At 60.7% G+C, this 20,299-nt stretch carries 21 protein-coding genes and 1 tRNA gene; 11 read left to right on the forward strand and 11 right to left on the reverse strand.

The window, feature by feature from the left end:
* A partial coding sequence (locus tag ACP7AP_RS12125; protein WP_426034468.1) for a hypothetical protein occupies nt 1-496 on the reverse strand: 496 nt, incomplete at its 3' end.
* 91 nt (nt 497-587) lie between these two features.
* Nucleotides 588-663 (reverse strand) — tRNA-Ile (locus ACP7AP_RS12130).
* Nucleotides 664-806: 143 nt separating this feature from the next.
* On the opposite strand from ACP7AP_RS12130, the gene purM reads away from it, so the two are divergent.
* The 3 genes from purM (at nt 807) to rnd (ending at nt 3,908) form a co-directional block, all read left to right on the forward strand.
* Nucleotides 807-1,853 (forward strand): phosphoribosylformylglycinamidine cyclo-ligase, encoded by a 1,047-nt coding sequence (gene purM / locus ACP7AP_RS12135; protein ID WP_426034469.1) that lies wholly within the window; start codon nt 807-809, stop codon nt 1,851-1,853.
* Nucleotides 1,850-2,437 carry a phosphoribosylglycinamide formyltransferase gene (gene purN / locus ACP7AP_RS12140; RefSeq protein WP_426034470.1) on the forward strand — a complete coding sequence of 196 codons (588 nt, stop codon included), beginning with the start codon at nt 1,850-1,852 and terminating at the stop codon, nt 2,435-2,437. Before purM ends, purN begins: the two co-directional genes overlap by 4 nt.
* 313 nt (nt 2,438-2,750) lie before the next feature.
* Nucleotides 2,751-3,908 (forward strand): ribonuclease D, encoded by a 1,158-nt coding sequence (gene rnd, locus ACP7AP_RS12145; protein WP_426034471.1) that lies wholly within the window; start codon nt 2,751-2,753, stop codon nt 3,906-3,908.
* Between the two features lie 98 nt (nt 3,909-4,006).
* On the opposite strand, the gene ACP7AP_RS12150 is transcribed toward rnd, so the two are convergent.
* On the reverse strand, nt 4,007-4,456 hold the full coding sequence (locus ACP7AP_RS12150; protein ID WP_426034472.1) for a hypothetical protein: 450 nt from the start codon (nt 4,454-4,456) through the stop codon (nt 4,007-4,009).
* Between the two features lie 118 nt (nt 4,457-4,574).
* Between ACP7AP_RS12150 and ACP7AP_RS12155 the strand changes: the two genes are divergently transcribed.
* Entirely contained in the window at nt 4,575-4,988 is a 414-nt protein-coding gene (locus tag ACP7AP_RS12155) for a SufE family protein (RefSeq protein ID WP_426034473.1), read from the forward strand.
* A gap of 203 nt (nt 4,989-5,191) precedes the next feature.
* On the opposite strand, the gene ACP7AP_RS12160 is transcribed toward ACP7AP_RS12155, so the two are convergent.
* From ACP7AP_RS12160 to cobS, 4 genes are all read right to left on the reverse strand, one after another.
* Entirely contained in the window at nt 5,192-5,524 is a 333-nt protein-coding gene (locus tag ACP7AP_RS12160; RefSeq protein WP_426034474.1) for a DUF427 domain-containing protein, read from the reverse strand.
* Nucleotides 5,525-5,583: 59 nt separating this feature from the next.
* Complete coding sequence (locus ACP7AP_RS12165) at nt 5,584-7,389, reverse strand: aminopeptidase P family protein (RefSeq protein WP_426034475.1); 1,806 nt, start codon at nt 7,387-7,389, stop codon at nt 5,584-5,586.
* 87 nt (nt 7,390-7,476) lie between these two features.
* Nucleotides 7,477-9,348, reverse strand: coding sequence for a cobaltochelatase subunit CobT (gene cobT, locus ACP7AP_RS12170; RefSeq protein WP_426034476.1), 1,872 nt, complete (start codon nt 9,346-9,348; stop codon nt 7,477-7,479).
* A 75-nt stretch (nt 9,349-9,423) separates the two neighbouring features.
* On the reverse strand, nt 9,424-10,398 hold the full coding sequence (gene cobS / locus ACP7AP_RS12175) for a cobaltochelatase subunit CobS (protein ID WP_426034477.1): 975 nt from the start codon (nt 10,396-10,398) through the stop codon (nt 9,424-9,426).
* A 196-nt stretch (nt 10,399-10,594) separates the two neighbouring features.
* Between cobS and msrB the strand changes: the two genes are divergently transcribed.
* From msrB to ACP7AP_RS12190, 3 genes are all read left to right on the forward strand, one after another.
* A complete protein-coding gene (msrB, locus tag ACP7AP_RS12180) occupies nt 10,595-11,050 on the forward strand; it encodes a peptide-methionine (R)-S-oxide reductase MsrB (protein WP_426034478.1) in 456 nt (151 codons plus the stop codon).
* A gap of 172 nt (nt 11,051-11,222) precedes the next feature.
* Nucleotides 11,223-12,026: a hypothetical protein gene (locus ACP7AP_RS12185; protein ID WP_426034479.1), complete on the forward strand. Its 804-nt coding sequence runs from the start codon at nt 11,223-11,225 to the stop codon at nt 12,024-12,026.
* The gene (locus ACP7AP_RS12190; RefSeq protein WP_426034480.1) at nt 11,981-13,705 is read left to right on the forward strand and encodes a glycosyltransferase family 4 protein; all 1,725 of its coding nucleotides are present in this window, start codon (nt 11,981-11,983) and stop codon (nt 13,703-13,705) included. Before ACP7AP_RS12185 ends, ACP7AP_RS12190 begins: the two co-directional genes overlap by 46 nt.
* Before the next feature lie 20 nt (nt 13,706-13,725).
* Here ACP7AP_RS12190 and ACP7AP_RS12195 read toward each other — a convergent pair whose 3' ends face one another.
* A complete protein-coding gene (locus tag ACP7AP_RS12195) occupies nt 13,726-14,358 on the reverse strand; it encodes a DnaJ domain-containing protein (RefSeq protein ID WP_426034481.1) in 633 nt (210 codons plus the stop codon).
* 72 nt (nt 14,359-14,430) lie between these two features.
* On the opposite strand from ACP7AP_RS12195, the gene ACP7AP_RS12200 reads away from it, so the two are divergent.
* A complete protein-coding gene (locus ACP7AP_RS12200) occupies nt 14,431-14,682 on the forward strand; it encodes a BolA family protein (protein WP_426034482.1) in 252 nt (83 codons plus the stop codon).
* A gap of 86 nt (nt 14,683-14,768) precedes the next feature.
* Here ACP7AP_RS12200 and ACP7AP_RS12205 read toward each other — a convergent pair whose 3' ends face one another.
* A complete protein-coding gene (locus tag ACP7AP_RS12205) occupies nt 14,769-16,916 on the reverse strand; it encodes a malate synthase G (protein WP_426034483.1) in 2,148 nt (715 codons plus the stop codon).
* 180 nt (nt 16,917-17,096) lie between these two features.
* On the opposite strand from ACP7AP_RS12205, the gene ACP7AP_RS12210 reads away from it, so the two are divergent.
* From ACP7AP_RS12210 to ACP7AP_RS12220, 3 genes are read left to right on the forward strand one after another with little or no spacing between them, the layout of a single operon-like run.
* Nucleotides 17,097-17,432 carry an ArsR/SmtB family transcription factor gene (locus ACP7AP_RS12210; RefSeq protein WP_426034484.1) on the forward strand — a complete coding sequence of 112 codons (336 nt, stop codon included), beginning with the start codon at nt 17,097-17,099 and terminating at the stop codon, nt 17,430-17,432.
* 2 nt (nt 17,433-17,434) lie between these two features.
* Nucleotides 17,435-17,920 (forward strand): SRPBCC family protein, encoded by a 486-nt coding sequence (locus ACP7AP_RS12215; protein WP_426034485.1) that lies wholly within the window; start codon nt 17,435-17,437, stop codon nt 17,918-17,920.
* Nucleotides 17,920-18,363 (forward strand): SRPBCC domain-containing protein, encoded by a 444-nt coding sequence (locus ACP7AP_RS12220; RefSeq protein WP_426034486.1) that lies wholly within the window; start codon nt 17,920-17,922, stop codon nt 18,361-18,363. The genes ACP7AP_RS12215 and ACP7AP_RS12220 overlap by 1 nt, the downstream gene beginning before the upstream one ends.
* Before the next feature lie 18 nt (nt 18,364-18,381).
* On the opposite strand, the gene ACP7AP_RS12225 is transcribed toward ACP7AP_RS12220, so the two are convergent.
* Together ACP7AP_RS12225 and ACP7AP_RS12230 are read right to left on the reverse strand one after the other, a co-directional pair.
* Nucleotides 18,382-18,543 (reverse strand): DUF2256 domain-containing protein, encoded by a 162-nt coding sequence (locus ACP7AP_RS12225; protein WP_426034487.1) that lies wholly within the window; start codon nt 18,541-18,543, stop codon nt 18,382-18,384.
* The gene (locus tag ACP7AP_RS12230; RefSeq protein WP_426034488.1) at nt 18,543-20,021 is read right to left on the reverse strand and encodes an FAD-binding domain-containing protein; all 1,479 of its coding nucleotides are present in this window, start codon (nt 20,019-20,021) and stop codon (nt 18,543-18,545) included. Before ACP7AP_RS12230 ends, ACP7AP_RS12225 begins: the two co-directional genes overlap by 1 nt.
* Nucleotides 20,022-20,299: the final 278 nt, after the last annotated feature.

Consider the following 20,299-nt stretch of genomic DNA (forward strand, 5'->3'; position numbering starts at 1 on the left):
CCGCCACCCATAACTCAGCATAGCGATCAAAACTGATCCGGGTCGCCTCTAAAGCCGCAGACGCGAGGTTCTGCGCCGCGTCAACATGTAGGCCGACCGGACTAAAAGGGATAAGCCTTAGTCGGTCATATTCGGCGTCGATCTCGGCCTTGCTTGGAAACCGTTCGCGGTTGGCGTCGTCTGCCTCCAGGGCCGCCGAATAGCGCTGCCAGACAGCGCGCCCGAAGTCTGCAGTCGCTATTGGGGTGCGTGGCGAAGCGACCTTGAGTAGTTTGGGATTCGCGCTGCTTTCTCGTTGTTTCGCTGCTGCGACTTCAAGCTGCAACCGAGCGACCGCTGCAGAATGCAAGCGCAACGCTAGGCGCCGATCACCACCGAGTGGCTCTATAAGTTCGCTGCGTGGATTGTCAAGGAACGGTCGCAGGTTCACTGGAACCGCAATGCGTGCCCAGAACCTACCATCTTTTTCTTTCCAATAGCGGAGTTTCCCAGCCATCGTTCACCCTGATTCTGGCACAAGCTTTGGCACCAAAAACGGCACAACTAACCGTAAAGCAAGAGTATTCTTTAAGATCAGTGAGTTGGAATGGTAGGTCCGGAGGGACTCGAACCCCCAACCAAGGCGTTATGAGCGCCCTGCTCTAACCATTGAGCTACAGACCCATTCTGCCTTTGCCTAGCATATGCGGGGGCGGGGTCAAGCGGTGGGGCGACAAAACCGTGTCGGAGTGCGGCGCTTGCGTTGCGCAGTGGCGCGGGATGGCTTATGCGGGCGGCAACTGCCTTTCAGCTTGGGGAATCTGCGCATGAGTACCGGACACAATGGCCTGACCTATGCCGATGCGGGCGTGGATATTGATGCGGGCAATGCTTTGGTTGAGCGTATCAAGCCAGCGGCGAAGCGCACGCAAAGGTCTGGCGTTATGTCGGGTCTGGGCGGGTTTGGGGCGCTGTTTGACCTGAAGGCGGCGGGCTATCGGGACCCGATTTTGGTCGCGGCTACGGATGGTGTGGGCACCAAGCTGCGGATTGCGATTGATACCGGCCGCGTTGACACCATCGGTGTCGATCTGGTGGCGATGTGCGTCAATGATCTGGTCTGTCAGGGTGCCGAGCCGTTGTTGTTTCTGGATTATTTCGCAACTGGTAAGCTGGATGTTGAGGAAGCGACGCGGATCATCACTGGGATTGCGGCGGGGTGCGAGGCTTCGGGCTGTGCTTTGATTGGTGGCGAGACGGCCGAGATGCCGGGGATGTATCACAAGGGTGATTTCGATCTGGCCGGGTTTGCCGTGGGTGCTATGGAGCGCGGGGCGGATTTGCCTTCGGGTGTGGTTGAAGGGGATGTGCTGTTGGGGCTTGCGTCTAGTGGCGTGCATTCCAACGGGTATTCCTTTGTGCGCAAGGTGGTGGAACTGTCGGGGTTGGGCTGGGATGCGGATTGTCCGTTCTCGGACGGAACCTTGGGCGAGGCACTGCTGGCACCGACGCGGCTTTATGTGAAACAGGCTTTGGCTGCGGTACGGGCCGGGGGCGTGCATGCTTTGGCGCATATCACTGGCGGTGGGTTGACCGAAAATCCGCCGCGGGTGATCCCTGAGGGCTTGGCTTGCGAGATTGATCTGTCGGCTTGGGAATTGCCGGGGGTGTTCCGGTGGTTGGCGACAACCGCCAATATGAGCCAGCCGGAGCTGCTGAAAACCTTCAACTGCGGCATCGGCATGATCGCGGTTGTGGCGGCGGATCGGGCGGAAGCTTTGACCGCGTTGCTGCGGGCTGAGGGCGAGACTGTGGTGGCTTTGGGCCGCGTCGTGGCGGGCGAGGGTGTGATCTACACGGGTCGTTTGCTGTGAAACGGGTGGCCGTCCTGATTTCGGGCGGCGGCTCTAACATGCTGGCATTGCTGCGCGATATGGTTGGAGATCATCCGGCGCGGGCGGTGTTCGTGGGCTCGAACGATCCAAGTGCTGCGGGTCTGATGCGGGCGGCGGAGATGGGCGTGGCGGTGGCGGCGGTGGATCATCGCGCCTATGGGCGGGATCGGGCGGCGTTTGAGGCGGCTTTATTGGAGCCGATTTTGGCCTCGGAGCCTGACATTCTGTGTTTGGCGGGGTTTATGCGGGTGCTGACGCCCGCGTTTGTGCGCCGCTTTGAGGGGCGGATGTTGAACATTCATCCCTCCTTGTTGCCGAAGTATCCGGGGCTGAACACCCATGCGCGGGCTTTGGCTGCGGGGGACGTGGAGGCTGGCTGCAGCGTGCATGAGGTGACCGCGGAACTTGATGGCGGGCCAATTTTGGGGCAGATGCGGGTTCCAGTTTTGCCGGGGGATCGCGAGGCGGACTTATCGTCGCGGGTGTTGGTGCAGGAGCATCGGTTGTATCCTGCGGTGTTGCGGCGGTTCGCTTCTGGGGACCGTCGCAGGTTGGACCTGTAACCGGGTGCCTTCTCGGGTGGCATCGAGCCACCACTCGAAGGCTTTGGCGCGGGTTGTGGGGCTTGGCTGTATTCTGTCACGGGGTGCGGGCTGAGGCGTGGTATGCCTCCGGCGGGAGTATTTCAAAAAGAGCAAATGCTGAAGGTTTGAGCGGTGGTTGGTGGATTGAGCGGCGCTGTTGCGCGCTGTGACCTTGCAGCCGCCTGGCTTTTGTATTTTGGCGCAGGGGAGGTGCTTGGGCTTTTCTTCATGAGCGATGCTGCCTATAGCGGAAGGGCGGGATACCCCCGTATGCCCTTTGCGAAAGACGCCCATGCGCACGATTACAACCACAGAAGACCTGGCCGCTTTTTGTGCAGCCGCGAAGTCAAAGCCCTTTGTCACCATTGATACCGAGTTTCTGCGCGAGCGGACCTATTGGTCAAAGCTGTGCCTGATCCAGATGGCTTTGCCGGGCAAAGATGGCGATGCGGTGTTGATTGACCCGATTGAGGGTTCTGCGATGTCGATGGAGCCTTTGTATGACCTGTTTCGCCATGAGGCGACGGTCAAGGTGTTCCATGCTGCACGGCAGGATCTGGAGATTTTCTTTGTTGAGGGCAATGTGTTTCCGAAGCCTTTGTTTGACACCCAGGTTGCGGCGATGGTGTGCGGCTTTGGTGAGCAAGTTGGTTATGAGACTTTGGTGAAGAAGATCGCCAAAGAGAATCTCGACAAGACCTCGCGGTTTACCGATTGGTCGCGCAGGCCGCTGACCGCGGCGCAGAGCGAATATGCTTTGGCGGATGTGACGCATTTGCGGGTGATTTATGAGTTTTTGGCGGCGCAACTGGCGAAGAATGGGCGGCAGGCTTGGGTGGAGGAGGAGTTGTCGGTGCTGACCGACCCCGCCACTTATACCGTGCATCCCGAGGAGGCTTGGTTGCGGGTGAAGACGCGCACCACCTCGGGGCGGTTTCTGGGTGTGGTCAAGCAGTTGGCGCGGTTTCGCGAGGAATATGCCCAAGGCAACAATGTGCCGCGCAGCCGGGTGATGAAGGACGACGCGTTGTTGGAACTGGCCTCGACCCGGCCTACCAATGTTGAGGAATTGGGGCGATCAAGGTTGCTGTTGCGCGAGGGGCGCAAGGCTGAGATTGCCGAGGGGATACTGGCTGCGATCAAGGCGGGGATGGAGATGCGGCAGGAAGATTTGCCGAAGCCGGATCTGTCGAAGGATCAGATGCAGGTCAATCCGGCTTTGGCGGATTTGCTGCGGGTGTTGTTGAAGGCGAAATCGGAGAGTTTGGGGGTGGCGCCGAAGCTGATCGCCTCGGCCTCGGATCTGGATGCGATTGCTGCCGGAGAGCGCAATCTGGAAACGCTGAAAGGCTGGCGTGCAGAGGCGTTTGGCGATGATGCGATGCGGCTGTGCCGGGGTGAGATTGCGCTGTCGGCCAAGGGCAATGATGTGCGGGTGGTGCGGATTTAGCGGCTGACGGCGGTTAGTGGCTTTCCCCGCTGGGAGTGCCTTGCGCGTTTTGGGCAAGGGGCCACCATATCCTGTGGCCCGTTGCCTTTTTTATGCGCTTAGCGGCTGCTGGCGCGGGCGTTGCTGGCACCTTGCACGACAATCTGGTTGATCTGTTGCAGTTTGATCTCGGACAGGTTGTAGGCGACGGTGATTTCGCGCGATTGCTGGTTGACCACGGCGGCGGCCCCTGCGGGCGCGAAGACGTGGAATTCCAGCACCAGCGTGCCCTTTTCATCCAGCGGCTGCGGGATCAATTCCGCGCTCCAATAGCCTTGCGTCGGTGGCAGGCCGGTGGCGCGGATGATCGCACCGCCGGGGTAGGGCTCGATCTTCATCGACAGCACGTCGGCCACCAGCGGGCGCGGATCGGCGGGGGTCTCGGTGCTGACCACTTCAACCGGGGCCGAGCGTTTGAACCATTTGAACGGGTTCAACCGGCTGGAAAAGCCACCGCAGGCGGTCATGGCGGTGAGGGCAAGAATGGCGATGGGCAGGCGAAAGCGCATATGGGCATCCCTTTGGCGTTGCATGATCGGTAGCCGATTGAGGCCGGTTTGAAAAGCCCGCTTGGGCTGGACGTTTGGGCCTGCGCGCACTACCTCGGAGGCAGAGATGGAGACAGTGATGGCCACGCCAGCCTTTGAAGATATTGCCGAGACGTTTGAGTTCCTCGATGACTGGGAGGAGCGTTACCGGCATGTGATTGATCTTGGCCGCGCGATGCCGCCGCTGGAGGACAGCTTCAAGGTGCCTGCACTGAAGGTCGAGGGCTGTGCGTCGCAGGTTTGGCTGCGCCCGATGGTGGCGGATGGGCGGTTCGCGTTTCAGGGCGAGTCGGATGCGATGATCGTGCGAGGGCTGATCGCGGTGCTGCACGCGCTTTATGCAGGGCTGCCGGTGGCCGAGGTGGCGCGGGTCGATGCGCATGCCGAAATGGGGCGGTTGGGGTTGAACGAGCATCTGTCGGCGCAACGATCGAACGGGGTGCGCGCTATGGTGGAGCGTATCCGCAAGGTGGCGGCAGAGGCTGCGGCTTGAGCGGTTTGCGGCTGCGGGGATTGCGTCTGATGGTTTTCCCAGCGGGGAATGACTTGTGGTTTTCAGAGATTGCTGTTGGTTTTTCCACAAGATGTAGCGGTAAAATCGCGGTGACATGATTTTTTAACGATATGTTAACGGAAGTCCACCTTGCCGTCAGAGCGCATTTGGCTGTGCTTGATCGCCATCGGTACGGCAATTTGTCAGCTGAGGGTTACTTTGTTGGGATAAAACGCCAAATGTCCCGCAATGGCTTCGATGCCTGGGATCGGAGATTCGTAGGACCAGACGGCGTTTTCCAGCAGGCCCTCGGCGGTTTTGATCGAGTAATAGCTGCACGGGCCTTTGTGCGGACAGGTGGTTTGACGGGTGGTTTTTTCCAGCAGGCTCATGTCGATATCGGCGCGCGGGATATACAGCACGGGCGGGTAGCTGCCTTCGTTCAATTCCAGCGCGTTGTGGGTTTCGCCCAGATGGGTGCCGCCCGCTGTGATGGTCAGCGGACGTTCTTGCGGGGTTATGCTGATGTAAGCCATGCGCGCCTTCTGCGGTTGGTAGCCTGCGGTTGGTAAAAGGGTAGTGCGGTTTGCGGGCTTTACAATGGGGCGCAGGCGGCTTGGCACCATGCGAGTGCTTCGGCAGACAGGCGGGGCATCAGTTTTTCCAAGGTTGCGGCGTGGTAGGCGTTGAGCCAATCGCGATCACCCGGTGAAAGTTGGGCGGTGACGATCAAGCGGCGGTCGAAGGGCACGAAGGTGAGGGTTTCAAAGCTGAGTTGGCTGCGTTCATCGTCACCGCCCGGCAGGTTCGGGGCAGGTTGCACCACAATCAGGTTTTCCAGCCGGATGCCAAATTCGCCTTCGCGGTAATAGCCCGGCTCGTTCGACAGGATCATGCCGGGTTCTAGCGGCACTTCCGAGATGCGGCTTAAGCGCTGCGGGCCTTCGTGGACCGACAGGAAGGCCCCTACGCCGTGACCGGTGCCGTGGTTGAAATCCTGGCCAGCAAGCCAAAGGGCATAGCGCGCGAGGGGGTCGAGGTCGCGACCCGTGTAGCCTGCGGGCCAGCGGGCGCGGCTGATTGCGATGGTGCCTTGCAGGACTCGGGTGAAGCAGGCGCGGGCGTAATCGCCGGGATCGCCCACCGCAATGGTGCGGGTGATGTCGGTGGTTCCATCAAGATATTGTGCGCCAGAGTCTACCAGCAACAACTCGTTGCGGCCAATCGCGCGGTTTGAATCTTCGGTGACGCGGTAGTGCATGATCGCGCCATTCGGCCCCGATCCGCAGATGGTGTCGAAAGAGATGTCATGCAGCACATTGGTGGCGCGGCGGAAACCTTCCAAAGCGCGCACCACGTCGATCTCGGACAGGCCGCCCTTCGGGGTCTGTTGATCGAGCCAGCAGAGGAATTCGACCACAGCCGCGCCATCGCGCAGATGGGCTTCGCGCATGCCTTCAATCTCGGCGGCGGTTTTTTTGGCTTTCGGCAGGCGGCAGGGGTCGTCGCCCCAAGCGACCGCAATGGCAGCTTCGGTCAGTTCGGTGGACACCGCCAAGGGGGCGGTGGCGCGATCAACCCGGACCGCACCTTGCAGCGTGCGCAGGGCGGGCACGAAAGCGGAGATCGGGCGCAGCAGCACATCATTGCCTAAGTGCGCGCGGGTGGCGTCGTCGAATTTCTCGGCATCGGCGAACAGGGTGACATGGGCATTGGCGTGCAGGATGGCAAAGCCGTGCAGGATCGGGTTGCGTGGTACATCGGCTCCGCGGATGTTCAGGAGCCAGCAAAGAGAGTCGGGCAGGGTGATGACCGCAGCGGATTGGCCCTCGGCTTGAAGGGCTTCGGCCAAGCGGGCGCGTTTCTGCGCGCTGGACTCCCCCGCAAGGCTGTCGGGATGCGCGAAGGCGTGGCCGACGGGGGCTGCGGGTTGGTCGGACCAAATCCTGTCGATCTGATTGGCGCAGGCTTGCAGGATGACGCCGGTGCTGTCCAGGGCGGCCTCTAGCTTGGCTAGTTCATCGGCGGTGTGTAGCCAGAAATCAAAGCCGACAACGCCCTCGGTGATATGGTCTTTCAGCCAAGCGCCCGCGCTGACTTCGGGCCAAGGCACCGGGGTGAAGTGGGCCAGATCGACCTGACCTTTGACCTGCGTGCGATAGCGCCCGTCGATGAACACGCCCGCGATATTAGGCAGCACGATGCAGAAGCCTGCCGATCCGGTGAAGCCCGTCAGCCATTGCAGCCGTTCATCGCGGGCGGCGACATATTCGCCCTGATGCACATCCGCGCGGGGGATCAGGAAGCCGGAGAGGCCTTCGGCGGCGAGGGTCTGGCGCAGGGCGGCAAGGCGGGCCGGGCCTTGGGCAGCGGAGGCTTGCGTGTCGAAGGTTTGGAACATGGTCATCCTCTGTGCTCAAATATCCTCGGGTTGGTCAGTTTGGCCTTGGGCCAATCTGACCTGCGCGAAGAGAGGGGGCGAGCCCCTTTAACCCGCTTTCCGCATTCCCAAAGCTTTGGCGCGTTTGCGCGGGTCCAGCTCGAACAGGCCAGCGAGTTGTTCGGTCATCGCCCCCGCCAGTTGTTCGACATCGGTGATGGTGACCGCGCGTTGGTAATAGCGGGTCACGTCGTGGCCGATGCCGATGGCGATCAGTTCCACCGCCTTCTTGCGCTCGACCATGGCGATCACGTCGCGCAGGTGTTTTTCGAGGAAATTCGCGGGGTTAACGGATAGGGTTGAATCGTCAACCGGCGCGCCATCGGAAATCACCATCAGGATGCGGCGGGCTTCGGGGCGGGCCATCATGCGGCGGTGCGCCCATTCCAGCGCCTCGCCGTCGATGTTTTCCTTCAACAGGCCTTCCTTCATCATCAGCCCCAGATTGGGGCGAACGCGACGCCATGGGGCATCGGCGGATTTGTAGATGATGTGGCGCAGATCGTTCAGGCGGCCCGGTTGCTGGGCGCGACCCTGTGCGAGCCAGCGTTCGCGGCTTTGCCCACCTTTCCACGCACGGGTGGTGAAGCCGAGGATTTCGACTTTTACCGAGCAACGCTCCAAGGTGCGCGCCAGCACGTCCGCGCAGATCGCGGCGATGGAGATTGGGCGACCACGCATCGAGCCGGAGTTGTCGATCAACAAGGTGACGCAGGTGTCGCGGAATTCGGTGTCTTTTTCCTGTTTGAACGATAGCGGCGTGGTTGGGTTGGCAATAACGCGGGCAAGGCGGCCAGCATCTAGGGTGCCTTCTTCCAGATCGAACAGCCATGAGCGGTTTTGTTGGGCTTGCAGGCGGCGTTGCAGTTTGTTCGCCAAGCGGCTGACGGCACCTTTCAGGGGTTCCAACTGTTGATCGAGGTATGCGCGCAGGCGTTCCAGTTCGGCGGGTTCGGCGAGGTCTTCGGCTTTGATTTCTTCATCAAAATCAGTGGTGTAGACGGTGTAGTTTGGGTCTGCATCGGAATAGGGGGCGGGGGGCGGCGGATCGAGCGGGGCTTCGCCTTCGGGCAGTTCGGCCTCGTCGCCCTGCTCCATATCCGCTGAGTCTTCCATGGTGACTTGCGCTTGGCTTTGGTCTTGCTGGTCTTCTTGCGATTGCTCGGGGGAGGCTTCGGTGTCTTCCGAATCCTGCTCCTCGGAGCCTTCGCTGTCGGGCGCGTCTTGGTCTTCTTGCGCCTCGTCGCCAGAGTCTTCGTCATCGGGTTGGTCGGGGTCGTCGCCGAGTTGGTCGCCATAGCCGAGGTCAGAGATCACTTTGCGGGCGAGGCGGGCGAAGGCGGCTTGGTTATCGAGCACGTCATCAAGTGTGGTCAGAGTGCCTGCGGCTTGGCCTTCGATGAAATCGCGCCACATCTCCATTACATTGGCGGCACCTTTTGGCATGTCGCGGCCGGTCGCCAGATGGCGGACAAGGTAGCCTGCGGCGACGGAAAGCGGCGCATCTTCGCGCTTGGTGATGCTGGAATAGCCTTTGCGATCCGCCTCATAGGCGATTTTGGCGTCGATATTGCCCGCCGTGCCGGGCATGGCGCGGGCACCGACAGCTTCGCAGCGCGCGGTTTCCATCGCGTCGTAGATCTCGCGCGCCAAGGGGCCGGTGGGGGCGTATTTGGTCGCGGTGGATTCGTTGTGGAACTTGCGGCGCAGCGCGAAAGCGTCGGCGGTGCCGCGGGCGAGCAACACCTCATCCCGGGTCATGCGGCGGCTGACTTGGGGCAGGCGGATGCCTTCTTTGTTCATGCCCGCCGGATCAACCGAATAGGTCACCGTCATTTCGGGATCGTTGGCCATGGTCTTGGTGGCCTCGGCGAGGGCCTTCTTGAACGGATCGGCGGGGTTGTCGGTGGGTTTGGTCATGATCCGTCCCGATATGGGTAGGGCGGGGTTCCCCCCGCCAATCTTGTATTAAGGCGGGGTGAACCCCGCCCTACATTATTTCATCGCCATGCTTGCCGCAGACTCGGGCAGTTCTTCCGCAAAGCAGCGCTGGTAGAATTCGGCCACCGTGCTGCGCTCCAACTCATCGCATTTGTTCAGGAACGACAGGCGGAAGGCGTAGCCGACGTTGCGGAAAATCTCGGCGTTTTCGGCCCAGTTCAGCACGGTACGGGGCGACATCACGGTGGACAGATCGCCGTTCATAAAGGCGGTGCGGGTCAGGTCGGCTACGGTGACCATTTGGCTGATCACCTTGCGGCCTTTTTCGGTGTTGTAATGCGGGCGTTTGGCCAGAACGATGGCAGCTTCGGCGTCGTGGCTCAGGTAGTTCAGCGTGGCGACCAGCGACCAACGGTCCATCTGGGCTTGGTTGATCTGCTGGGTGCCGTGATAAAGGCCGGTGGTGTCGCCAAGACCCACGGTGTTCGCGGTGGCGAACAGGCGGAACGACGGGTGCGGGGTGATGATCTCGTTCTGATCGAGCAGCGTCAGTTTGCCGTCATGCTCCAGCACGCGCTGGATCACGAACATCACATCGGCGCGGCCCGCGTCGTATTCGTCGAACACGATGGCAACGGGGTTGCGCAAGGCCCAAGGCAGGATGCCCTCGTGGAATTCGGTGACTTGCTTGCCGTCGCGCAGCTTGATCGCATCTTTGCCGATCAGGTCGATGCGGGAGATGTGTGAATCGAGGTTAACGCGCACGGTGGGCCAGTTCAGCCGCGCGCCGACTTGCTCGATATGGGTTGATTTGCCGGTGCCGTGGTAGCCTTGGATCATCACGCGCCGGTTGTAGGCGTAGCCTGCGAGGATCGCCAAAGTGGTATCGGGGTCGAATTTATAGGTCGAATCAATCGCAGGCACCCTGTCGGTGCCGTCAACAAAGCCCTTCACCTTCATATCGGTGTCGATGCCGAAGACCTCGCGGACCGAGATTTCTTCGGTGGGTTTCATAATAATATCTGCCATTGCCCGTCGCCCATATCAAATTGGCGGGCCAACTCTGGTAGATGGGGCCCGCGATCCTGTTCGTTTGTGGAACATAACGGGCAGGGCTGCAAGGGCAAGGCATCACGCGATTTCTCTTGTGCGTGAGATGCTGAAACTTATCGGCGCACGGGGGCGTTGTTAGGATACAATCGCTGGACATGATGGGAGAATTGCCATGCGCCGCCGCAGTTTTTTAGGCTCTGTTGCCCTGCTTGCCTTCGCGCAGCCATTGCGGGCTGAGACGTTTGAAGTCACGTTGACCGAGGCTGAATGGCGCGCCAAGCTGGGGGATGCCGCCTATGCCGTGCTGCGCGAGGAGGAGACCGAGCGTGCAGGGTCCAGCCCGCTGAATGACGAGCATCGTCGCGGCACGTTCCTGTGCGCGGGCTGTGATTTGCCGGTGTATGCGTCGGACACCAAGTTTGAGTCTGGCACCGGCTGGCCGTCGTTTTATCAGCCGATTGCTGGCGCGGTTGGCACCAAAGAGGATAACACGCTGTTTTCCACCCGCACCGAGGTGCATTGCCGCCGTTGTGGCGGCCATCTAGGGCATGTGTTCAACGATGGCCCGCAGCCCACGGGGTTGCGCTATTGCATGAATGGCGTGGCGATGACGTTTTTGCCCGCTTGACGTGGGCGGGGACGTTTTTGCCCGCCTGACGCGGGGGATGCCGTTTTGCCCGCTTGACGCGGGCGGGGAAATTTGTGCTTGCCTAAGGTGGCTGGGATAGACAGGCGATTGCGGCAGGTTTACCGATGGGGCCAAGCGGGAAGATGCTCGCGCCCTATTCGGAGTGCCCGCATTGGCCAAACCAGCCTCGCTTTTGACGATTTCCGCGACCGATACCCTGAAACGCCTGCTGGATGGCCCTGCGGATGCAGCACGTCTGGAGCAGGCGTTTCGGCATTTGGCGAAGTGGCGGTCGGAGTTGATCTCGAATACTTTGGTGGAGCGGTCAGGGACCAAGGTGTTGTCGGGGCCGTTCAAGGGGATGGACTATCCGGTGCGGGCCTCGGAAGGCTCACGGTCGTCGCGGCTGCTGGGGGCCTATGAGGCGAGTTTGGCCCCGGTGATCGAGGAGATCGTCACCAAAGCCTATCCGGTGGTGATCGACGTCGGCTCTGCCGAGGGCTATTACGCGGTGGGTCTGGCGCGTCGGTTGCCGAAGGCGCGGGTGCTGGCGCGGGATGCAAATCCCAAAGCGCAGGCGTTGTGTGCCGCATTGGCGGCTGCGAATGGCGTGGCGGAGCGGGTAGAGATTGGCGGGCTGATGGACCATGCCGATTTCGATCTGTGTCAGGCGCAGAAAACGCTGGTTGTTTGCGACATTGAAGGGGCGGAGGGCGATTTGTTGGACCCGGTGCGTGCGCCTGGTCTGCGCGCTGCCGATATTCTGGTTGAGGCACATGACTGCATCAAGCACGGGCTCAGTCATCTACTGGTCGAGCGGTTCCGGGCAACGCACCATATCCGGGTGATCGGGCGGCGGTTGGACGATTCCGGGCTGCCGGATTGGATGGAGGCGCTGAGCGATCTGGATCGGTTGGTGGCGTTGTGGGAATGGCGATCCGGCCCGACGCCTTGGCTGTGGATGGTGAAGAAATGAGTGCGATCCCAAACAGCGGAGCCGGGCGGAACGCCGCGATCTGGTATGCGCAGGATGGCTTTGATCCAACCGCCAAGGGTATCAACGGCCGCAGGGTGGCGGGCGAGTCGTTTCTGAAGGGCTTTTTGCGCCACGCCGATGTTGAAGAATTCGTGCTGCTGTCGCATGGCGCGGCGGAAATTGACCCCGTCAAGGCGCTGGCGGCGGAATTGCGCCCCGGCAAGGTGGTGCGTCATGCGCCCTTGCTGCGGCCGAATACGATTGCGCCGGTGCAGACGGTGTTTTTCCCCAGTCCGAATTACATTCAGGAAAGCTGGCGGCGGGCGGCCTATGGCACCGGGGCGTGGTCGATTTGCGGCATCACCCATACGACGTCCACCCATGCGGTGATGCAGGGGTTTTTCGATCTGCGGATGGCACCTGTGACCGCATGGGATGCGGTGATCTGCACCAGCCAGTCGGTGCTGGCTTCGGTCAGCTATCAGATGGACCGCATTGACGAACATATCCGTGCGCATCTGAAAGCTGTTCCGCCGCCGCGCCCGATGCTGCCGGTGATCCCGCTGGGGGTGCATTGTGCGGATTTTGAACCTGATGCGGCGAAGGGGGCTGCGTTGCGGGCGCGGTTGGGGGCGGGGCCGGATGATGTGGTGTTCACCACCATCGCGCGGCTGACCCCGCATGAGAAATTTGATCCGTTGCCGATTTATCTCGCTATGCAAGCAGCACAAAGGCAGTTGCCGGGGCAGAAGCTGTTCGTGGCATTCTGCGGCCAGTTCCGCGATGACTATTCCCGCAAGGTGTTCACCGAGGGTGCGGCGAAACTGATGCCGGATGTGGGCTTTGCTCTGCTGGATGGCGCGTCCGCCGATGATCGCAAGTCGGCTTTGTCCGGCGCGGATGTGTTTATGTTTCTGATTGATAATATTCAGGAAACCTTTGGGCTGGCCCCGTTGGAGGGCATGGCGGCTGGCCTGCCTTTGTTGGTGTCCGATTGGGATGGCATGAAGGATACGGTGTCGCCTGACGTTGGTTTCCGGGTGACCACGCGCACCCTGCCGGGGCAATATTACGCGCAAGAGGCGTTGCGCTATCAGGGCGGCACCGACAGGTATGTGCAGTATTGCGCTTCAACTTCGGCGCTGACCGAGTTGGATTTGCCGGAACTGACGGCGCGGATTTTGCAGCTGGCGCGCGACCCGGATCTGCGCCGCCGCATGGGGGCTGCGGGCCGCGCGCGGGTGCAGGCGCTGTATGATTGGGCGCAGGTGGTGCCGCAAATGCAGGCGCTTTGGGGCGAGCAGGATGCGCGCCGCACGGCCTCGGCGACGCAGTCGCTGCGCTACAAGGCGGATGCTTTGCCGGTGGCACCCTCGCCGATGCATCTGTTTGGCAGCTATCCGACCGAGCAGGTGACGTTTGCCAAAACCCGACTGGTGCTGGCAGACCCGACCGAGCGGCCCAGTCTGACCGAAGTGCTGGCCGCGCGAAATTATCAGGGATTGAAGCGGGTGTTCGCCGCCCCCGAGCATATCGCGCAGGTGCTGCGGGCGGTGATTGCCGCGGGACCTGCGGGCTGCGATCTGGTGCAGCTAGAGGCCGCGTCGGGTCTGAAAGGCGCGCCCGTGGAGCGGATTGCGATCTGGTTGTTGAAATATGGCTTCGTGCGGCGGGGTTAGAACCCGCCGTTTTCGGCCCGTTATTCCTTGAAGTAACGGCTGTCTTTGATCTGATCCCAAGCCCAGACCACCTCTTGCAGACGGTCCTCATCGCTGCGGTCGCCGCCGTTCATATCTGGATGAAGATCCTTCACCAAGCCTTTGTATTGCTTGCGAATCTCGGTCTTTGTCCAAGTGTCGCGGGCATCCAGTATCTCGACCGCTTTGCGCTCGGTTGCAGGTAGTTTGCGGGTGGCGTTTGACGTGGGCTTGCCGGGGTTGCGGGTGGCGTTGTCGCCCAGCAGTGACATCGGATCATCGACACCGACACGGTGCCAGGCGTTGCCATCGTCTTTCTTGCTGAACGGTTTGGTTTCACGTTCCCACAGCCGGTCTTTTTCCAGCAGCTTCTGGAATTCCTCATCGGTGGCGTTGCCGAAGAAGTTCCATTTCAGGTTATATTCGCGGATGTGATCGCGGCAGAACCAGAAATATTCATCCAGATGGTCAGGCGATTTTGGGGCGCGGTAAGCCCCCTTTTCCTTGCAAGACGGATAATCGCAAGCCTTGTTCGAGGTTTCAAACGCCCCCGACATGCCCCGGCGCGTGGTTTTGCGCTTGGCTTTGTCAGACGAGACGCGGATATCAAACTCAAAGGGGGGACGCGTGGACATGCAGGGGCCTTTCCGAACTGAAGGCAAGACATTAGAGGTTTGAGCGGCAGATAGAAGGGGCTAAGGCGAAAAATGAGCATTGAGAGTGAGTTGATTGCACGTCTGACGATCACTTTTTCACCAACGCGGCTGGAGGTGGTGAATGAGAGCCACAAACATGCGGGACATGGCGGCGATGATGGCTCGGGAGAGAGCCATTTCGCGGTGCTGATCCGGGCGGAGGCTTTGGCTGCGATTGGCCGGGTGGCGCGGCATCGGGCGGTGCAAAAGGCGCTGGGCGATCTGAACCAGCGCATTCATGCGCTGGCTTTGGATATTGGCTGAGCTTTGGTTTCACCGCCTGCTCATCGGTCCCTTGCGGTCCCTTTTCGCTAAAGCGAAGAAAGCCGAAAGGCTTGATAAGCCGCCCGTCAGCCGCGCGCTTTCAACTGCAAACGCCGCGCGTGCAGCACGGGTTCGGTATAGCCCGAGGGCTGTTCGCGGCCCTTGAACACCAGATCGCAGGCGGCTTGATAGGCGATGCCGTCAAAGCCGGGGGCCATCGGGTGGTAGATCGGGTCATTGGCGTTTTGGCGATCAACGACGGCGGCCATTTTGCGCATTGCGGCATCGACTTGCGCTTGCGAGACGATGCCGTGGTGCAGCCAGTTGGCGATGTGTTGGGCGGAAATCCGGCAGGTGGCGCGGTCTTCCATCAGGCCTATATCATTGATATCCGGCACTTTCGAGCAGCCGACGCCCTGATCAATCCAGCGCACAACATAGCCCAGAATACCCTGGGCGTTGTTCTCAACTTCGCGCAAAACCTGCGCTTCGGTCCATTTCTGATAGGTGGCGAGGGGAATTTCCAGCACGGTTTCAACATAGCCGCGCCGTCCGCCTGCCTTTAATTTGGCCTGCACCGCCGCCACATCAACCTTGTGATAGTGCAGCACATGCAGCGTGGCGGCGGTTGGGGATGGCACCCAAGCGCAGCTTGCGCCCGCCTTGGGATGTTCGATTTTCTGCTCCAGCATCGCGGCCATCAGATCGGGGGCCGCCCACATGCCCTTGCCGATCTGCGCGCGGCCTTTTAGCCCACATTCCAGACCAATATCGACGTTCTGGTTCTCATAGGCCCCGATCCAAGATTTACGCTTGATGAAGTCTTTCCGGCTGAACGCGCCTGCCTCCATCGAGGTGTGAATCTCATCACCCGTACGGTCCAGAAAGCCGGTGTTGATGAAGGCGAGGCGGTGGCGGGCGGCACGGATGCAGGCTTTCAGGTTTACGCTCGTGCGGCGTTCTTCGTCCATCACGCCGAGTTTCACGGTGTTCGCGGGCAGGCCGAGGATGGTTTCGACCTTGCTAAAGACTTGATCCGCAAAGGCGACTTCATCAGGGCCATGCATCTTGGGTTTCACGACATAGACCGAGCCTTCGGTCGAATTGAGCATCCATTTGGTCTTTTTCAGATCGTGCATGGCGATCAGGGTGGTGATCAACCCATCCATCAGCCCCTCAAAAATCTCTGATCCGTCGGGCAGCAAGATCGCTGGACTGGTCATCAGATGACCAACATTGCGAATCCACATCAGCGCGCGGCCTTTAAGCTTCAATGTGCTGCCATCTGGTGCAATGAAGCTGCGGTCCGGGTTCAGCGTGCGGAGGATCTGCCGGCCGCCCTTGTTTAGATCCGCCGATAGCGTGCACCGCATCAGGCCCAGCCAGTTGGTGTAGGCGAGGGTTTTATCCTCGCCATCGACGCAGGCCACCGAATCCTCGCAATCCATGATCGCCGACAGCGCGGATTCCAGCACCACATCGGCCAGTTGCGCCTGATCGCGGCTGCCGATCGGATGGGCGCGGTCGAACACCAGCTCGACATGCAGCCCATTATTCACCAGCAGAACCGAATCCGGGGCTTTCGGATTGCCCTTGTAGCCCGCGAATTTTGCAGGCGTCACCAGCGGCAGATCATCGACCAGCAGCGCGCCGTTGGCGACATAATAGCGCCGCACATCGGCGTGGCTGGTGCCAATAATCGGAAACGCCTCATCCAGAAATACCCGCGCGCGGGCAACGACACGGGCGCCACGACCGCGCTCGTAACCGCCTGCGGGCGCAGGGCTGCCCATCGCATCGGTGCCATAGAGCGCGTCATAAAGGCTGCCCCAGCGCGCGTTGGCGGCGTTCAAAGCGTAGCGGGCATTGGTGATCGGCACCACCAGCTGCGGGCCTGCGATATGGGCAATCTCGACGTCAACATTGGCGGTGTCGATCTGGAAATCGTCGCCCTCTGCCAGCAAATATCCGATTTCGCTTAGGAAATCCTTATACGCGACCGGATCATGTGGGGCGTTGCGGTGGCTGTGGTGCCAGTGGTCGATCTGGGATTGCAGCGTTTCGCGCTTCGCCAGAAGGCCGCGATTCACAGCCCCTTCGGTTTGTGCCAGATCGGCCATGCCCGCCCAAAACTGATCCGCCGAGACCCCGGTGCCGGGCAGAGCGTGCATTTCAAGGAAATCCGCCAGAACCTGATCCACCTGCAAACCGTGCCGTGTGACGCGCGTAACCATCGGACCCTCGCTGTTTGGCTTTCTTTAGCCGATAGCAGAAATGCGCCGGGCAGGAAAGTTTTGTGGGCCGAGATTTTCTCGGAAAACGCGAAAACACTTTTCGGGGATTGTTGGGGATAAAACTTAGTGATTTGGCTAAGTTTTTCTTGGCGGGGGACATGAAAGCTGTTACTTAGCCATATGGCTAAACATGACCCCGACCTTTCGCTGATTTTTCAGGCTTTGTCCGACCCAACCCGGCGCGGCTTTCTGGCGCGCTTGGGCCAAGGGGCGGTTCCGGTTTCGGAGCTGGCGCGTCCGACGGGTTTGGCTTTGCCTACGGTGATGCGCCACCTTGGCGTGCTGGAAGACGCCGCCTTGATCCGTACCGAAAAGACCGGGCGCACCCGGATGTGCCATGCCCGCCCGGAAACTTTGGCCGCCACCGAAGGCTGGCTGGCCGATCAACGCGCTTTGTGGGAGGCGCGCACCGACCGTTTGGAAGCTTACGTTGCTGAATTAATGAAGGAATCCTGAAGATGACGCCCGACTCCAAGCTTGAATTGAACCCCGAAACCGATCTGGTGCTGGTGCGCGAGATCAATGCGCCGCGCGAAATCCTGTACACCTGCTGGACCACGCCCGAGCATCTGGTGCATTGGTTTGTGCCCAAACCGCATAAGGTGACCGCCTGTGCGCTGGACGTGCGGCCCGGCGGCAAGTGCAACACCACCTTAGATGTCGATGGCACCGAGATGGAAAACAACGGGGTTTATCTTGAGGTGATCCCGAATGAAAAGCTGGTGTTTACCGATACCTATACCGAAGGTTGGAAGCCAAATCCCGAGCCCTTCATGACCGCGATCCTGACCTTTGAAGACATTGGCAACGGCCGCACCCGCTATACGGCGGTGGCGCGGCATCGCAACAAAGAGACGGCGGAAAGCCACAGGCAGATGGGGTTTTATGACGGCTGGGGCACGGTGGTAACGCAGTTGGAGGAATATGCGCAGGGGTTGAAGTGATGCAGGACCGCCAGATCGTTTTAACCCGGCTGATTGCAGCGCCTGCTGCGAAGGTCTGGCAGTGCTGGACCGATCCCGCGATCTTGCCGCGCTGGTTTGGGCCTGAGGGATATTCCTGTGTCACCAAGGAGATTGATCTGCGGCAGGGTGGGTTGTGGCGGTTTGACATGATCGGGCCGGATGGCACGGTCTGGGCGAACCGGCATCGCTATACGCTGTTTGATCCTCTTAAGCGTTTGGAATTCCTGTTGGACGGCGATGACGACAGCGCGCCGCCGATGCAGGTCGTGGTGGTGCTGGCGGCTGAGGCTGACAGCACGCGGATCACCCAGACCATGACGTTTCCGACCGCGCAGATGTGCCAAGGTGCGCTGGCGTTTGGCGCGGATCGTTTGGGGCAAACCACTTTGGCCAAGTTGGAAGCGGCAGCGCGAAAGTTGTAATCTTGGGGCTATCGGGGTCTAAGGCCGGGGCTTTGCCTTTGCCTTAGTGTTGCGGCAGCGGTCGGAACAGTATTTCACCTGATCCCATACCTTCTCCCACGCCTTGCGCCAGACCATCGGGCGGCCGCAAGCGGCGCAGATTTTGACGGGCAGATCAGATTTCTTGCGCATTTTTGGCATTAGAGATCAAGACTGAGCTGGCCGTGACTGGGCTGCACGCGTTTGGGCGCGCGGGAGGCGTGACGCTCGATAATCTCAACCAGTTCGGCGCGGGCAGCGGGTTTGCGACGCATGCCCCAAACCGCCTCGCGTGCGTCGCGCTGGGCGGTGGTGACATCGACGATGGGTTCGGGATAGCGGCGGCCCAAGATACGTCCGGCCCCTGACCACCGCCACGGGGCTTGCAGGTAAGTGTCTGGAACGGCTTTCAATTCTGGAATCCACCGACGCGTGAACGCGCCTGTCGGATCTTGATCAAACCCCTGTTTTACCGGGTTGTAAATGCGCGGGATGTTGATGCCCGTGGTGCCTGACTGCATCTGCACTTGCGGCCAATGGATGCCGGGTTCGTAATCGGTGAAGCGGCGGGCAAGCACCGCCCCCGTCACCCGCCAATCCAGCCACAGATGATAGGATGCACAGGCCATCACCATGGCGCGGGCGCGGAAGTTCAGCCAGCCGGTGGCCGCCAGATAGCGCAGGCAGGCATCCAGAAACGGCAGGCCGGTCTCGCCATTTTCCCAAGCGTGCAGGCGTGCAGGGTCGCTGCTGCGCCGCAGCAATTCGGCGGCGGTTTGCAGGCAGCGGGTTTCGATATTGGGCTGATCTTCAAGCTTTTGGATGAAGTGATCGCGCCACGCCAAGCGCGCCTGAAAGCTGCTGAGCGCGCCACTCCAGCGTCCGCCGGGGTATTCGGCGGCGCGGGCTTGCGTCGCCTGCACCACCTCGCGCAGCGACAGGCTGCCAAGCGCGATGTGGGGGGAAAGTCGAGAGCAGGCACGCTCGGCGGTCAAAGGCGACGACATCGCAGAACGGTAGGGTGCGCCGCGTTGGGTTAGGAAAGAGTCTAGTAGATCAATGCCTTGCGCCCTACCACCCATTTGACGATGCGCGCATTTATCCTCGGTCAGCCGCAGAGCGCGGGTTGTGGGAATAAGGCCAGGTTCCAACCCCGGCACGGCGTTCAGAGCGGGCGGTTCAAGCTGCGACGCTGCCATGAACGCATCGCGCTTGCCCTGCCAGTGATCACGGCTGGCAAGGCGACGGATCACACCGGATTGTGGCACCTCATCCCAGATGATGCCGGCGCTGCGCGCCCATGCCGCGATGCGGCGGTCGCGGGCATAGGTGAAGGCGTTGCCGGTTTCCTCATGGCTGACGATGCGGGTGATGTTGTGCTGGCGGCACAGCCGTTCAAGCACATGTAGGGCTTCGCCGACGCGCACCAGCAGGGGGGCCCCGAGTTGGCCAAGTTGGGCGCGCAAATCCTCCAGACATTCTGCCGTGAACGCCCATTGCCGGGCAGAGGTGTCGGGCAGTGCCCAGTAGTCTGGCTCCACAATGTAAAGCGGCAACACCGCACCCAGCCCCGCCGCAAGGCTTAGGGCGGGGTGGTCGTGGGCGCGCAGATCGCGTTTGAACCAAATGAGAACATTCATGGAACATAGAGATAGCGGAGGAATTGGCGCTGTAAAGGGAGGATGCGGCGGAGGCAGTGGCACGGATGGTGGCAATGGGCTGAAATGCTTAGATTATTGAGCTATTGTTCGATGTATTTTTTCTGTGCTTCGGCAGTTTTGCGGGTTGGAATTGTTCGCTTGTATTCATGATTGGGGCGAATCGGGGCCAAGGTGGAAGCCTGGGGCGGGGATATTTGAGCAAATGTGAATGGCTTGGTTGCGCTTGGGGCTTGCGGCGTGAGGGTGAATGGGAAACC

The sequence above is a fragment of the Cypionkella sp. TWP1-2-1b2 genome (assembly GCF_049896245.1).
In the GTDB taxonomy this organism is placed as follows: Bacteria; Pseudomonadota; Alphaproteobacteria; order Rhodobacterales; family Rhodobacteraceae; genus Cypionkella.